Origin of the sequence: Aquimarina atlantica (assembly GCF_000626715.1) — a bacterium.
GTDB classification, from domain to species: domain Bacteria; phylum Bacteroidota; class Bacteroidia; order Flavobacteriales; family Flavobacteriaceae; genus Aquimarina; species Aquimarina atlantica.
Window position 1 is genome coordinate 45,809 of the sequence record NZ_AQRA01000004.1, and the last position, 13,987, is coordinate 59,795.

At 33.5% G+C, this 13,987-nt stretch carries 17 protein-coding genes; 7 read left to right on the forward strand and 10 right to left on the reverse strand.

The annotated features are described in order from the left end of the window. Positions 1 to 94 precede the first annotated feature (94 nt). The gene (tsaD, locus tag ATO12_RS09090; protein ID WP_034241420.1) at positions 95 to 1,117 is read left to right on the forward strand and encodes a tRNA (adenosine(37)-N6)-threonylcarbamoyltransferase complex transferase subunit TsaD; all 1,023 of its coding nucleotides are present in this window, start codon (positions 95 to 97) and stop codon (positions 1,115 to 1,117) included. Between the two features lie 51 nt (positions 1,118 to 1,168). Beyond that, positions 1,169 to 1,873: a 16S rRNA (uracil(1498)-N(3))-methyltransferase gene (locus tag ATO12_RS09095; protein ID WP_034241421.1), complete on the forward strand. Its 705-nt coding sequence runs from the start codon at positions 1,169 to 1,171 to the stop codon at positions 1,871 to 1,873. A 68-nt stretch (positions 1,874 to 1,941) separates the two neighbouring features. On the opposite strand, the gene ATO12_RS09100 is transcribed toward ATO12_RS09095, so the two are convergent. After that, entirely contained in the window at positions 1,942 to 3,621 is a 1,680-nt protein-coding gene (locus tag ATO12_RS09100; protein ID WP_165583356.1) for a T9SS type A sorting domain-containing protein, read from the reverse strand. A gap of 310 nt (positions 3,622 to 3,931) precedes the next feature. Here ATO12_RS09100 and ATO12_RS09105 point away from each other — a divergent pair, with 310 nt between their 5' ends. Beyond that, positions 3,932 to 5,092 carry an esterase-like activity of phytase family protein gene (locus ATO12_RS09105; protein ID WP_051575703.1) on the forward strand — a complete coding sequence of 387 codons (1,161 nt, stop codon included), beginning with the start codon at positions 3,932 to 3,934 and terminating at the stop codon, positions 5,090 to 5,092. A gap of 20 nt (positions 5,093 to 5,112) precedes the next feature. On the opposite strand, the gene ATO12_RS09110 is transcribed toward ATO12_RS09105, so the two are convergent. The 8 genes from ATO12_RS09110 to ATO12_RS09145 form a co-directional block, all read right to left on the reverse strand. Further along, entirely contained in the window at positions 5,113 to 5,598 is a 486-nt protein-coding gene (locus tag ATO12_RS09110) for a hypothetical protein (protein WP_034241423.1), read from the reverse strand. Positions 5,599 to 5,616: 18 nt separating this feature from the next. Next, on the reverse strand, positions 5,617 to 5,988 hold the full coding sequence (locus ATO12_RS09115) for a DUF1801 domain-containing protein (protein ID WP_034241424.1): 372 nt from the start codon (positions 5,986 to 5,988) through the stop codon (positions 5,617 to 5,619). A 13-nt stretch (positions 5,989 to 6,001) separates the two neighbouring features. After that, positions 6,002 to 6,481, reverse strand: coding sequence for a membrane protein (locus ATO12_RS09120; RefSeq protein WP_034241426.1), 480 nt, complete (start codon positions 6,479 to 6,481; stop codon positions 6,002 to 6,004). A 12-nt stretch (positions 6,482 to 6,493) separates the two neighbouring features. Next, entirely contained in the window at positions 6,494 to 6,952 is a 459-nt protein-coding gene (locus tag ATO12_RS09125; RefSeq protein WP_051575704.1) for a DinB family protein, read from the reverse strand. Between the two features lie 80 nt (positions 6,953 to 7,032). Beyond that, complete coding sequence (locus ATO12_RS09130; RefSeq protein ID WP_034241427.1) at positions 7,033 to 7,941, reverse strand: sterol desaturase family protein; 909 nt, start codon at positions 7,939 to 7,941, stop codon at positions 7,033 to 7,035. A 50-nt stretch (positions 7,942 to 7,991) separates the two neighbouring features. Then, positions 7,992 to 8,573 (reverse strand): sigma-70 family RNA polymerase sigma factor, encoded by a 582-nt coding sequence (locus tag ATO12_RS09135; RefSeq protein ID WP_034241428.1) that lies wholly within the window; start codon positions 8,571 to 8,573, stop codon positions 7,992 to 7,994. Between the two features lie 4 nt (positions 8,574 to 8,577). Then, positions 8,578 to 9,072, reverse strand: coding sequence for a DinB family protein (locus ATO12_RS09140; RefSeq protein WP_034241429.1), 495 nt, complete (start codon positions 9,070 to 9,072; stop codon positions 8,578 to 8,580). A 126-nt stretch (positions 9,073 to 9,198) separates the two neighbouring features. Continuing rightward, the gene (locus ATO12_RS09145; RefSeq protein ID WP_034241957.1) at positions 9,199 to 9,924 is read right to left on the reverse strand and encodes a DUF1223 domain-containing protein; all 726 of its coding nucleotides are present in this window, start codon (positions 9,922 to 9,924) and stop codon (positions 9,199 to 9,201) included. 44 nt (positions 9,925 to 9,968) lie between these two features. On the opposite strand from ATO12_RS09145, the gene ATO12_RS09150 reads away from it, so the two are divergent. The 4 genes from ATO12_RS09150 to ATO12_RS09165 all read left to right on the forward strand — a co-directional run bounded on the left by ATO12_RS09150 (position 9,969) and on the right by ATO12_RS09165 (position 13,487). After that, positions 9,969 to 10,613, forward strand: coding sequence for a DUF4159 domain-containing protein (locus ATO12_RS09150; RefSeq protein ID WP_034241959.1), 645 nt, complete (start codon positions 9,969 to 9,971; stop codon positions 10,611 to 10,613). After that, positions 10,613 to 11,134: a TrmH family RNA methyltransferase gene (locus ATO12_RS09155; RefSeq protein ID WP_034241430.1), complete on the forward strand. Its 522-nt coding sequence runs from the start codon at positions 10,613 to 10,615 to the stop codon at positions 11,132 to 11,134. Before ATO12_RS09150 ends, ATO12_RS09155 begins: the two co-directional genes overlap by 1 nt. Positions 11,135 to 11,210: 76 nt before the next feature. Then, positions 11,211 to 12,299, forward strand: a complete 1,089-nt coding sequence (locus ATO12_RS09160) for an AI-2E family transporter (RefSeq protein WP_034241431.1) — start codon at positions 11,211 to 11,213, stop codon at positions 12,297 to 12,299. Continuing rightward, positions 12,300 to 13,487, forward strand: coding sequence for a THUMP-like domain-containing protein (locus tag ATO12_RS09165; RefSeq protein ID WP_034241432.1), 1,188 nt, complete (start codon positions 12,300 to 12,302; stop codon positions 13,485 to 13,487). 21 nt (positions 13,488 to 13,508) lie between these two features. Here the strand turns inward: ATO12_RS09165 and ATO12_RS09170 are convergent, their stop codons facing one another. Next, on the reverse strand, positions 13,509 to 13,979 hold the full coding sequence (locus ATO12_RS09170; protein WP_051575706.1) for a hypothetical protein: 471 nt from the start codon (positions 13,977 to 13,979) through the stop codon (positions 13,509 to 13,511). Positions 13,980 to 13,987 lie beyond the last annotated feature (8 nt).

Below are 13,987 nucleotides of genomic sequence, written 5' to 3' on the forward strand. Positions count from 1 at the left end.
ATGTCCTTAACAATATTTTCCTAAATTTCCTGATACGTTTTATTGTTTTAACTTTGTTGACAATATTAACAATTTCTATGCCCTTTTCCTCATAATGAATCCACAAAAAATATACATCCTCGGTATTGAGTCTTCATGCGATGATACTTCTGCTGCTGTATTATGTAATGGACAGGTTTTATCTAATGTTGTTGCATCACAAAAAATACATGAGTTATATGGTGGTGTTGTCCCCGAATTAGCTTCTAGAGCCCATCAGCAAAATATTGTTCCAGTAATCGATCAGGCAATTAAACAAGCAAATATAAAGAAAGAAGATTTACATGCTATTGCCTTTACCCGAGGTCCCGGATTAATGGGATCTCTATTGGTGGGGACTTCTTTTGCCAAGTCATTAGCCCTGGCTCTCGATATCCCATTAATAGATGTTAATCATATGCAAGCTCATATTTTGGCTCATTTTATTGAAGAAGATGAGTTTGATATCCCAGAATTTCCTTTTTTGGCAATGACAATAAGTGGAGGACATACACAGATTGTTAAAGTTAATGCGCATTTTGATATGGAAATTATTGGTGAAACCATTGATGATGCTGTTGGAGAAGCTTTTGACAAAAGTGCAAAGATATTTGGATTACCATATCCTGGCGGACCATTAATTGATAAATATGCTCAAATGGGAAATCCAAAAGCGTTTCCTTTTCCTAAACCAAAAGTTGGTGAACTCAATTTCAGTTTTAGCGGGCTTAAGACTTCTGTGCTCTATTTTGTTCAGAAAAAAGTAAAGGAAAACCCTGATTTTGTTGCCGAAAACCTTAATGATATATGTGCATCGCTACAGTATACGATTATTAATATCCTAATCGATAAATTAAAAAAGGCATCTAAACAAACCGGTATTAAAAGTATTGCAATTGGAGGTGGTGTTTCTGCAAATTCTGGAATTAGAAAAGCATTAAAAGAGGGAGAGCAAAAATATGGGTGGAAAACTTTTATTCCCAAATTCGAATATACTACAGATAATGCTGCAATGATAGGGATTGTAGGTTATTTAAAATACCTGAAGAAAGATTTTACAGATATGAGTGTCGTAGCCAAAGCCCGAATACAATTCTAATCTACTGTGTTATATTAATGTATAATCTGATTTTTGACCATAAAATATAAAATGCAATTATTCTATAACCATACGTTAACAACATCTAGTAGCGAAATAAAGTTTTCGAGAGAAGAAAGCAAACATATTGCCAAGGTATTAAGAAAAAAGGAAGGGGATCAATTACATATTACCAATGGTTATGGTTTTTTATTTTTTGCTCGTATTACATTTTCTAATCCGTCCCAATGTATTGCAAAAATTGAAAACTATGAACAGCAACAGCATAGAAAATATAAAGTTCATCTTGCTGTAGCTCCTACTAAAATGAATGATCGATTTGAATGGTTTTTGGAAAAAGCTACCGAAATTGGTATCGATGAAATTACTCCAATTATTTGTGATCACAGTGAGCGAAAAATCATCAAAGCAGAGCGATTCGAACGTATCCTACAAAGTGCAATGAAACAATCGCTACAATGTTATTTACCAAAGCTAAACCCTGCTATTACTTTTTCTAAGTTTATACAACAGGAAAATGAAGATCAGTTATTAATCGCGCATTGCGAAGAAACCAAAAAGCAATCTTTAAAAAGTGTTCTTCTGCCAAAAGCAAACACTACCATTCTTATTGGTCCCGAGGGGGATTTTTCGACAAAAGAAATTAATGAAGCATTAAATTCGGGATATATACCGGTTACATTGGGGGAAACCCGATTACGTACAGAAACAGCAGCAATTGTTGCAGTACATAGCATAGCTTTTATAAATAATTAAAATGAGCTACTTCGAAGCAATAGAAGCAGCTCACTTTTAATCATCTAATTATAATAACAAATTATGTTTTATTTTTTAAGGAATTTCATCATACGAGTTTCTCCTTTTTGAGTTCGTAGTTTAACGATATACATTCCTGGTTGCAGGTCTTCTGTAGCTAGTACTATTTTTCCTTTTTGATCCGGTGTTGTGTTTTGAATAACCATCTTACCATGCACATCAAAAACCTCAACTTTGGTTACCGCAGCTTCGTTTTCAACATTTAATGTAAGGAGGTTATTTACAGGATTAGGGAATAGAACTACATCGGTTTCTAATGGTTTGGCTTCTTCTGTAGTAAGGCCAGTTTTACTGTTCTTGCAGAGATCTTCTTTGTACTCTACCCTAATTACAGGATGCTCTATTCTTCTATACTCATCTACAAAGATTTGTTGTGCGCTTTTGGCAATACAAGGCTCATGCTTTACTTCTTTTAGATCTATTTCTTTTTCACAAATTGTACCTGTTTTACCGGTATCTGTGGTTTCTACAAGGTAAATTTCTGTGGCCCCGGCTCCAAAAGATGTGGTGTATCCTGTAAAGGCAAACCCTTTGTCATAAGTATCAACTACCAGTTCCATTCCTCCTTCTTGTTTTTCTCCTCCGTATTCACGTGCCCATTGTAAAGTACCACCGGCATCTGTTTGAAACAACATAGCTTTGCGTGATGAAATAACCTGTTGACCCACTACTGTAAATCGTTGGTTTCCTGCACTATCAAAAGTTTCTTCTAAGCTAAATCCTAGTTCTGTTCTCTCTGTTCCATATGTTTTCATCCCCATGAAGTTACCTCCCCCATCCAGGTATAATAAAAATGCATCATAAGAATTATTGATCCCAAAGCTATTGGTATATCCTGTAAGAACATAATTACCATTTCTATCCTGTTTTACACAAGTGGCTACGTTTCTATATCCTATTGTAGGATCTAGTTCATTAGGATATCCTAATATTCTGTTCCACTCTATGGTAAGATCAGGTTTTAGTTTTATCACAAAAAGATCGGTAGGTGGATTGGCCAATGTACTACTAGCACCACACCAGTAATTTGTAGTAGATCCTGCAATGATGTACCCTCCGTCTCTTGTTTGTTCTATCCACATCCCTCGTTGATCTCCTCTACCTCCTATTACTGTAGCTCTTGTTAGGTTTCCTTGTAAATCTGTTTTAACAACATATACATTGGTTCCCGGAAACGCTGTATAGCTTCTGGTTTCACCAACAAGAATATATCCCGGTTTTCCTGTTACTTCCCTGTTATTTTGTACACAGTGAGCCGCATCATATTGTTGCCCTCCGTATACAGCAGAAAAAACAAGAGCACCATTGGTATCTGCTCCTACAAGATATGCGTCTCCGCCTCCAAAACCAAAGCTACGAGTAACTCCGGCAGCCACATAAGCTGTTCTGTTGTTGGGGCTAAAAAAGGTGGATTGTCTTACTGAATTAAAATATTCATAATCTTGTCCTCCATACACTCTAGACCAGATTTGATTACCGTTAAGATCTGTTTTGACCAAGGTAGCTTCGAGACTACCAATAAAGTTCTTAGAGGTATATCCTGCTACTACATATCCTCTTTCAACTTGTTGCAGCTGAGTAAGAGATCTTCCCATCTCTGATTTTTCTGTTCCGAATGTGTGTTGAAATTGTGAAAAACCCATACTTGTAATAAAGCAAAAGGCTACACTACATAAAATTGTTTTCATGATGTTTATATTTAAATTGGTTAAAAACATATTCTTCTATGCTACAGCATAGCTATGGGTTCTAATAATCAGCTTTCTTTGTCTATTGATTTTTCCTGGTATCTTCTAACTAGAAATCAAAGACTTATCATGATGTTTCCCTACACTAACCCATCACTACTAATTTACAAAACAACACAATGACTATCAAGTGGTTACACCCCATAAATACAGGGGTAAAAGCCTGTTTTATTTTATATATTTACTAGTAGATTACAAGGTGATATCTTTCAATACAAATTGATATCTTTATCCCTTAATGCAGTTCATTATGACACAGGTAGCAAAGAAAGTTTTTTTGATTGTTTTAGTATGTTGGTGTTGTTCTTCAAACACAAGTGATACGGCACCAGTTACAGACGATAAACCTATACTTCCTGTAAATGAGCAAAATACAATTAGTGCTCTTGAGTATATCGGTGAATCAGTACTCGCAGACCAGGAAATTGATGGTGTTCCTATCGGAGGATTTTCTGGAATCGATTATCAAAACGGCAAATGGTATATTATCTGCGATACTTCTACCCCGCCTATACGATATTATGAAGCAGATATAACATATACCAAAGATGGTTTTACTTCGGTTGGTATTAATACCATGATAGAAATTAAAGATGAGACAGGTGCTCCTTTGACACAGGGAGTTGTTGATCCCGAAGCTATACGCTTTGATACCGGTACAGGTACGATTGTATATAGCAGTGAAGGCTCTATTGCCAATGGTGTAGATCCTGCTTTGATCGAAATAGCCCCAGAAGGAAATCAAATCAAACGTTTTACACTACCCGATAATTTTAAGGCCAATACGGTGGACACCTCTTCTGGACCAAGACATAACGGAGTCTTAGAAGGTCTTTCATTGGATTTTGAGAATAAAGGATACTGGATCTCTTTTGAGTTACCTCTTATTGAAGATGGCCCAGAACCCACCACTACAGATACGCAATCTCCTGTAAGAGTTACTTATATAAATAAAACATCGGGCATTGCAGAGCGACAATTTGCTTATGAGCTAGACCCTGTAGCGCGTGAGGCCACACTAGGCACTACATTTGAAGTGAATGGTTTAGTAGAAATCATGGAGTATGACACCAACAAATTTCTGGCGTTAGAACGTTCTTTCTCTTCTGGATATATAGATGGAGGAAATACAGTAAAAATATATAAGGTTGATGCTACAAATGCTACAAACACCTTGTCTACACAGAGATTGGCAACTACTTCTTATACTGCAGCAACAAAAACTTTGCTTTTTACTTTTGACAGTATTCGAAGTCAACTCACCAATAACACTGTAGATAACCTTGAAGGTTTTTCGTTTGGGCCAAAATTAAAAGATGGCAGTCGAACGATCCTTATAATTTCTGACAATAACTTTAATTCCTTTTTTCCACAACTTAATCAATTCATTGTTTTAAAAGTGGTACCGTAGCAATACTATGTGGTATAATACTAAGTATTTAGTTGTATTAAAAACCTTTCGATTTGTCTTCTGTGTCTTAAAATATGTACAATAGCATGTTCTAATAATTGCTCGATATTATACCGTTGCCCCCATGTTACTACTATTTTTTTATCAGGATCTTTTTCTTCAAGATGTAAATCGGGGTAATCTTCAAACAATTGTACATTATACATAAACATTTCTTGTAAACCTGTTTGATATTCTTTTACACTATTCAACGTTTTACGTTCTACAAAATCAATCTGCTCGCCTAATGATTTTCTTATTTCAATAACATAACAATATCCAGCTCTTATCACATGGGTCAAAATAGTTTGTATTGATCTACAATCCGGATCTTTGGTTTTGTCATCTACAATAGTGAACAATTTCTGATTATTAACATTAGACAAAATGGTAATAACTTCTGTTAATGCTTTTTCATATTCATCTAACAGTGCTCCTACCGCTCCTTGATCTCGATACTGCTTCATTTTTTTTGATTTTTGATACTACTTCTTAGCAATTAGAATGATACCATTTCTATATACATCTAATGCCTGATTCAAAATTAACTTGATGGTCTTTACAGGCAAGTCCTTATTTGGATCTATCCTAAAAATTTTCATTCTTGCACGATCACCTGTTTCTAATTGGGGATGATCCAGATGTTTTCCCTCTACCATAAGAAAATAGGGCTCATCGGTTTTTTTATCGATCCATACGTAACAGAACATTTTTCCTTTATAACAAAAACATGGCATCCCGTATTTGCGTGTTTCGGTAACATCTTTATCTTGATTAAGAATAATACTACGCATAGCCAACAAACAACTTTTATTAGGTTCTTGCTTTTCAAAATAAAATTGATCGTTAGTATTCATTATTTCTTATCAATTATTTGAAGAAAAACCATCCGTGACTACCTGCCACTGCTCCTGCTGTAGTAATCAAACTTAACACAAGCAAAATCCAATGCATACGGTGCATAAACCTAAATGTTTTTGCTGGATTATCCTCGGCATATTTTTTAAATAACTTATGCAATACAAGTGGTTCTAAAACATAGAGAATTAGTGAGAATATTATCCAAACCAAAGTCATCGCATGAATCCACCAAAATCTATAATCAAAGTATCTATCCCAGGCATCAAGTACATATAGCATGTAAAATCCTGTTATACCTGTTATTAATGTTGTGATTTTGGCTTGCAAAGCAAATTTACCTTCGATCTGCTCGAAAGTTTTTATTTGATCCTCTTTAGATTTTAGTTTTTTAACTGCAGGAATAATTACGGTTGTTACCATCGCCACTCCTCCTATCCATAAAATTACGGCCAGAACATGTAGTACCCGTGCTAATGTAAAGTATTCCATTTTTTTATTGTATTAATTGTGTGATTTTGCTATTTGGTGTAAATGATGTTCCATATGATGTACATAGTCTTCTATTAAAAACTTAAAATCAGATTTTTCTGCTTTACCAATTTCAATTTGATATGCCAAAGTCTGCTCATCTTGTAATTCGATTACTTTTTTTATGCGTTCATTAATCGCTAACCAAAAACTTAGTATTTCTTCAGAACTGGCCTCATTATAATGATTTACGTTAACGAGTTCATTCTGATTATACTTTCGAATTTTGTAAGGTTTGGTTTCAAATTGAATTTCGGTAAATCTTTGTAGATTATGTATTCCAGAATCTATCAGATGACCTAAAATTTCTTTTTTCGACCATTTATCAGGTAAAGGTTTGAACTTAAGTTCGTTTTCACTACTGTTTTTGATAAGTTCTGTTCCTCTTTCTAATAGATGATCGAGTTGCTGTATTATTTCAGGTATTTCCATTTTTGAGTACGTATTGTATATAATCAGACTATCGTATCAAAGTTACGAAAGGCAATTGTACTTAACTTGAAATGATATCATTATTTCACCTGGCAACACTCCCTACAAACTCGTTTAAAAGGGAACAGTAACTGCCTTATGTAGTTTTCTTTTTTGGGATATGTGATATGATTTTCTATAACTCCAACATTGTCTACTTCGCCTTTGCGATTATAATAGGTTCCGAAAACCAAATCCCAATACGGAAAAATATTTCCATAATTTTTAGCTTCATGCAGTAGTTTACTATGATGAAAATGATGTACTTGTGGTGTAACGATCAAATAATCCAAAAAACCTGTTTTGGTTTTGATATTTGCATGAGAAATATATGCTATGACCACATGTGCTACTCCTACCAAAAAGATGATATCTTCATTAAATCCTAATAACAAAAGAGGTGTCATTTTAAATACAGTATTTAAAAAAATATTAATCGGATGTATCCAATTTGTTTTAAACCAATTTAACGAAGTTGGTAAATGATGAATCGAGTGTATTTTCCATAGCAATACGCTTAGGAAAGAATCATGGTTTCCGACATGACTAATTCTATGATAGAAATAAGGTAAAAATTCTCCAATTATATTTGCAACTATAAATGTTAGCACAAAAGGAACATCGCCCCATATTTCTGATGGTTTAAAGAAATTTTGTTGAAGATATAGTACAAAAGACAATGATATTGTTTTTCCTAATGCATCAAATAATGCTGTCGAAAATATAAAGTGCTTTATATCTGTTGCAAGGTTATCTCGTTTGATTTTCCAATCTGTTTTTAGGGGAATGATTTGTTCGAATATTAAAATATAAATTGCCGTAAAAAGAAAGATAACATAAGATGATATTTCAAAACTCCAACGCTTACTAATCGTTAAGGATGCTATTGTGCCAGTTAGTAATAGCAGAACGGGAACGGTTAAAACAGGTAAGATTTTATTTTGCTTCATTTATTCTATTTTAACCTATAGTCGTGTAAATAGAATAAAAAGATGCAGCTTTATATCGTTAAATTTAATTTATCTATCTGGGTCATCAGTTCTGGTGGTAATTCGCAATTATCTTTAAGCAGAAATCCAGTTATCTGCCCTTTATTATTGTATGATATCTCTATACAATCGGTTACTAATTCCTTTAGTTTTTTTCGCCCTCTTTGTATTCTTGATTTAGTAGCTGTTAAGCTTAGGTCTAAAATCTTGGCAATCTCTTTTTGAGGCTTCTGCTCTATATCACTTAGATAGAGTGCATCTGCATATTGCTTCGGAAGGTAATTTTGGATAACAAATCCCGATAAATCACACACACAAGCACTAGACATTGATGTTTCTGCAATCTCTGGTTGATCTTTTATACTAGTAGTCGGTATTTTGTTTTTTCTATAATAGTCTGCAATCGTATTTCTTGCTACCTGAAAAAGCCAGGATTTGTAATTATTGATTTCTTGGTTTTTGTGTATCGCAGTATGTAGTTTTATCCCCACATCCTGTATTATATCCTCGCCAATACTGTTATCATCAACTTTTGTTATGATGAAGTTTAATAATGGTTTTTTATGCTCTTCCCAGATGTTCTCGAATTTCATAGGGTTATCTTTTTCGTATTACTTCTTCTGAAGTTAATCCAAATATAGGTGGAGTTTTTATTTCTAATAGTGCTAGATATGTGTATAGTACTCCCCTGTGGTGGATTTCATGTTCTACCATAGCTCTTAGTAATTTCCATATTGTTATTTTGTGACCTCCTGGTGTTTCACATTTTTTAAGTAAATCTTCGGATGTAAACTGTGAAAGAATCTCTACCGATTCGAGATGTAGCTCATTATACAGATTAATTGTGTTTTGATACCCTTTCGCATAACTTTCTCCACAACCGCTATATAAGCTAGGTTTTAGACAAACATTTTCGACATACATCAACCTTTCTGTAAGTGCCAGGTGTCGTATGATATCACCAATAGTAAATTTTCCTTTATTAGCAGTCCATTCTATTTTTTCTGTAGGTATATGTTCAAATAATTTCCTGGTACGATCTTTTATCCTGGTGTAATACACAAGAAAACTATGTATATCCTTTATTTCCATAACTTCATTGATCTAGGCATAATCTTTTACTTAAAGTTAAGATTAAAACACATTCACCCAAAGTTACTATAATGATTTTGAATAGCACTTAACTGTAAAAAATTTAGATATACTACTCCCAAACAATCATCTACGGAGTGCCAATTTTGTTGCTCCTGTGGTTTTTAAAGTCTTATCTTGGGTATATGCAACTACAGATAGTTCATCATTTTCTGAAACCCAATTAGGAATGGTCATCGAGATACTCCCTGATTCTTCTTGCTTAACCACTCTATTTGCTACAATATTGGTATTTTTTAAGGTTCTATCTCTGTTCTCTCCCCTCGATATATTAGTAGTACGCTCAGAAACAACTAAAGCCAGTGTAACCGTATTAAATAGCTTTCCATCTACCTTATAATTAAAAACAACCTGAGCAGGTTCTTGTCGTATATCTTTTATCAAAATAGTAGAACTAACCCTGGTTTTTGAATACTTTTTTAAAGCTATATCTGCTTTATAGCGATCGGATCCTGTAAAATGTTCACTTCCGTTAACCACTAATTGCGGAGTATAAATAGATCTGCTGTTAAATTGTTGTGCATATGCTCTTTGATAATCACTAAATTTTGCTGAGCTGAAAGGGTCTTTCCACCCTAATCTATTCCAATAATCTACATGATATGATAGCACAACTACATTTTGATCTTTGTATTTTTTCTTAATATTATCGAGTAATTCATCAGCTGGCGGGCAGCTACTACATCCTTGTGAAGTAAATAATTCTAATACTATTGGCGATTCATTGCTTTCTTGAGCATGTATTGATATCGAAACAATAAGCGTTAATAGCATCATAAGCTTCTGTAACATCTGCATAATTTTAGTACTTTTAGGCTTTATTTTAGACGAGCATGATGATAAAACTTACTGGATATCTCTTCTTTTTTTTGGTAACCATATCAATTTACGGGCAAGATATTGCCATTTTACAATATAAAGGAGGTGGTGATTGGTATAGTAATCCTACGGCTCTTCCTAATCTTATTACATTTTGCAATCAAAATATTAATACCGCCATAAGTGCCAAGCCAAAAACGGTAAAGCCAGAAAGTGTTGATATATTTCAGTATCCATACATTCATATGACCGGGCATGGTAATGTTTTTTTTACAGATGTAGATGCTCAAAACCTAAGAAAGTACCTGTTAAGTGGTGGTTTTCTTCATATTGATGATAACTACGGTATGGAGCCCTATATTCGAAAAGAGCTCGTTAAAGTTTTTCCTGATAAGGAACTGGTAGAACTACCCGTAACACATCCTATCTTTTCATCAAAATATAATTTTCCGCAGGGGTTACCCAAAATCCATGAACATGATGGAAAAAGGCCGCAAGCACTAGGGATTATCCATGAAAATCGCCTGGTACTACTCTTTACTTTCGAAAGTGATCTGGGTGATGGCTGGGAAAATCCAGAAGTACATAATGATCCGGAAGAAGTAAGATCAAAAGCATTAAAAATGGGAGCCAATATTATTAAATACGCTTTTGAGAATTAATGTCAGAGCAATTACATCATCACCATAATCGGTTTGTTAAAAATCAATTTCCGATAACACTTATCTGTGATCGGGTGAATTCGCCTGCAAATATTGGAAGTATATTTAGAATTGCAGATAGTTTTGGTATAGAACAAATCTATTTTTGCGGAGAAGACATTACTGTGGTTAGTAAACGTATGCAACGTACAGCAAGAGCCACACATGAGATCATACCTTATCATCAAACCGAAGATGTTGTACGTACTGTACAACAATTTAAATCTGATGGGTACACTATTCTGGCATTAGAAATTACCGATACAAGTATTGCTGTTGCTGATTATAAACCATCTCTACAGGAAAAAATAGCACTTGTGATCGGGGAAGAAAATTTTGGAGTATCTAATGAGGTTTTGACTATAGCAAAACACAGCGTACACATCAACATGTATGGCAATAATAGTAGTATGAATGTGGCTACGGCAACAGGGGTTGCTCTATATGAGATTACAAAACAGATATTTAACAGTAAAAAATAATACTCTAAAAGATAGCAATAAAGCACAAATCAAAACTTTGTAACTTTGAAGTTTTGATGCCTTGAAATTTTACTATATGAATTCAAAAACAATTGCATACGGGATCTTAAGAGCAGTAGCTATTATTATAGGTGTCCTGGGATTACTATGGTTTCTCTATAAAATACAATCTGTTCTTATATACATTGCCTTTGCTTCGGTGATTTCTTTAATGGGTAGACCCCTAGTCCTATTTCTTAAAAAGAAACTGAAATTTAAAAATTCGTTAGCAGTAATCACTACACTACTAATTGTCATTGGGTTATTTCTGAGTATTTTTATGTTATTTGTACCTATTATTAGTGAACAAGGACAATTAATTGGTGAAATTGATATTAATAAATTAGGAGATGATATCAATAGATTTAACCAGGAGGTTAGTGCTTATTTTAAAATAGAAAAACTAAATTTTGTAGAACTGATCAAACAAACCGATCTAATGCAATTTTTTGATTTAAAAGCTATCCCCAATGCCATAAATTCATTTTTAAGTGGTTTCGGAGCAGTTTTAATTGGATTATTTTCGGTTTTATTTATTTCTTTCTTTTTATTAAAAGACAGTCTTCTTCTCGAAAATAGCCTATTAGTACTTGCAAAAAAGGAAGATGAAAATAGGTTTATGAGAGCATTTACAAAAATTAAAGATTTACTCTCACGCTACTTTGTTGGTCTGCTCTTACAGATAATTATTCTCTTTATCTTATATACCATACTCTTATTGATATTTGGAGTTCATAATGCCATTGCTGTTGCTTTAATTGCTGCAATTTGTAATCTAATCCCATACGTAGGCCCATTATTTGGTGGAGTATTTGTGATCATACTAGCGATCACCAGCAATTTAGGGTTTGATTTTCAGACTGTGATTTTACCCAAAATAACTTATATCCTGATTGGTTATCTGATCATTCAATTGATTGATAACTTCTTAAATCAACCCTTAATTTTTGGAAACAGTGTAAAATCTCATCCACTAGAAATCTTTTTAGCTATTCTTATTTTTGGATTACTCTTTGGGATCGGCGGACTTATCGTTGCGGTACCTTTTTATACTGCGATCAAAGTAATTGCCAAAGAATTTCTTTCTGAATATAAAATAGTAAAAACACTTACCAAAGATCTCTAATTGAATCCTTTACTACTACATAAAGAGGTCCAGGAGTTTATTACTAAAAAATCTGAGGGTGCCCTTGATATAAGTACCCTGATTTTAAGCGGTAGCCCTTTTGAAGGAATTTCTGGCAAAGAGTTAGCACAACAAATCCAGGGAAAACGTAAAGCAAAAAGAAAGTTACCAACCTGGCATGATAAAAACAAAATCTATTACCCGCCAACGCTTAACCTGGAACAAACTTCTTCTGAAATAACAGCTTTGTATAAAAGTAAGCTTGTTTCGGGCACATCTTTAATCGATTTAACGGGTGGTTTTGGAATTGATGATTATTTTTTTGCAAAACATATCACAACCGTAATTCATTGTGAATTAAATACATCATTAAGCAAAATCGCTTCACATAATTTTGAAATACTAGAGCAGAAAAATATCCAAACTATTATCGGAGATGGATTAGACATTTTGAAAGATCACAATACTCTGGATTGGATTTACATAGATCCCTCTAGACGACATGATAGCAAAGGAAAAGTATTTTTTCTCGAAGATTGTTTACCCGATGTACCTTCTAATTTAGATTTACTTTTTAAGAAAAGTAAAAATATCTTAATCAAAACTTCTCCTTTACTAGATATTCAAATGGGGAGTAAAGCATTGCAAAACATAAAAGAAATTCATGTTGTTGCGGTAGAAAATGAAGTTAAAGAATTGATATGGATTCTTGATAAAACCTATACTGAAGATATCAAAATTATGACTATCAACATTCAAAAAACGGTACATCAGGAGTTTTCTTTTTTTCTAAAAGATGAAGCCAGGCAATCTGCAAATATGGGGTTACCAATGACCTATCTTTATGAACCCAATGCAGCAATCCTAAAAAGCGGAAGTTTTCAAAGTATTGCTACTACCTTTGAGTTAACAAAACTTCATATTAATTCGCATTTGTATACTTCTGATCATAAAATTGATTTCCCAGGAAGAAGGTTTGAGGTCATAGCAGTATATCCGTATCAAAAAAAGGTACTGTCAAAAATTGGGATCACCAAAGCGAATATTACAATACGTAACTTTCAGGAATCTGTTGCTACTTTAAGGAAAAAGTTTAAAATCAAAGATGGAGGTGATGATTATCTATTTTTTACAACAAGTTATGACAACAAAAAAGTAGTAATTCATTGTAAAAAACTTAATTCTTAAAGCAATAAGGTATTTAATTACTTAATCAGAAAAAATAGATGACTGTGCTATAAAATTTTCTATATATAGTTTTAGTTTTTCATCCTCGACCTTATCGATATTATCAAATATATAATCTTTATCTTCTTCTACATTTTTATTATAACCCGTAATTTTAGGACTATTGGTTTGAATACTTAGTCTAATCATCCTTAATTCGATATTATCAGGTTCAGACAGTATAGATTCATCTATCATTTTCTTTGCTTTGCTGAAATATGATATTTTACTAAATGGGTTTAAGGAAAATGAAGCTTTTAATGCGAGCGCTGCACCGTGATATGCCTGATAAATTGCTCCTTTATTTTGCAATCCCTTTTGTGTAAGTTCATAGAATTGTTCTGCCTTTTCTTTTGATTCACTACATGTTTTATATGCCTCTCGTATATCTTCGACACGAACAGTATCTCCTAAAGAAAAGGTAAAAGTTACTATGAGCAATAAAATCTTCATTACTTTTT

Coding starts and splice junctions, on each gene's coding strand:
- tsaD (WP_034241420.1), top strand. CDS start 95: ATGAATCCACAAAAAATATACATCCTCGGTATTGAGTCTTCATGCGAT.
- ATO12_RS09095 (WP_034241421.1), top strand. CDS start 1,169: ATGCAATTATTCTATAACCATACGTTAACAACATCTAGTAGCGAAATA.
- ATO12_RS09100 (WP_165583356.1), bottom strand. CDS start 3,621: ATGAAAACAATTTTATGTAGTGTAGCCTTTTGCTTTATTACAAGTATG.
- ATO12_RS09105 (WP_051575703.1), top strand. CDS start 3,932: ATGACACAGGTAGCAAAGAAAGTTTTTTTGATTGTTTTAGTATGTTGG.
- ATO12_RS09110 (WP_034241423.1), bottom strand. CDS start 5,598: ATGAAGCAGTATCGAGATCAAGGAGCGGTAGGAGCACTGTTAGATGAA.
- ATO12_RS09115 (WP_034241424.1), bottom strand. CDS start 5,988: ATGAATACTAACGATCAATTTTATTTTGAAAAGCAAGAACCTAATAAA.
- ATO12_RS09120 (WP_034241426.1), bottom strand. CDS start 6,481: ATGGAATACTTTACATTAGCACGGGTACTACATGTTCTGGCCGTAATT.
- ATO12_RS09125 (WP_051575704.1), bottom strand. CDS start 6,952: ATGGAAATACCTGAAATAATACAGCAACTCGATCATCTATTAGAAAGA.
- ATO12_RS09130 (WP_034241427.1), bottom strand. CDS start 7,941: ATGAAGCAAAATAAAATCTTACCTGTTTTAACCGTTCCCGTTCTGCTA.
- ATO12_RS09135 (WP_034241428.1), bottom strand. CDS start 8,573: ATGAAATTCGAGAACATCTGGGAAGAGCATAAAAAACCATTATTAAAC.
- ATO12_RS09140 (WP_034241429.1), bottom strand. CDS start 9,072: ATGGAAATAAAGGATATACATAGTTTTCTTGTGTATTACACCAGGATA.
- ATO12_RS09145 (WP_034241957.1), bottom strand. CDS start 9,924: ATGTTACAGAAGCTTATGATGCTATTAACGCTTATTGTTTCGATATCA.
- ATO12_RS09150 (WP_034241959.1), top strand. CDS start 9,969: ATGATAAAACTTACTGGATATCTCTTCTTTTTTTTGGTAACCATATCA.
- ATO12_RS09155 (WP_034241430.1), top strand. CDS start 10,613: ATGTCAGAGCAATTACATCATCACCATAATCGGTTTGTTAAAAATCAA.
- ATO12_RS09160 (WP_034241431.1), top strand. CDS start 11,211: ATGAATTCAAAAACAATTGCATACGGGATCTTAAGAGCAGTAGCTATT.
- ATO12_RS09170 (WP_051575706.1), bottom strand. CDS start 13,979: ATGAAGATTTTATTGCTCATAGTAACTTTTACCTTTTCTTTAGGAGAT.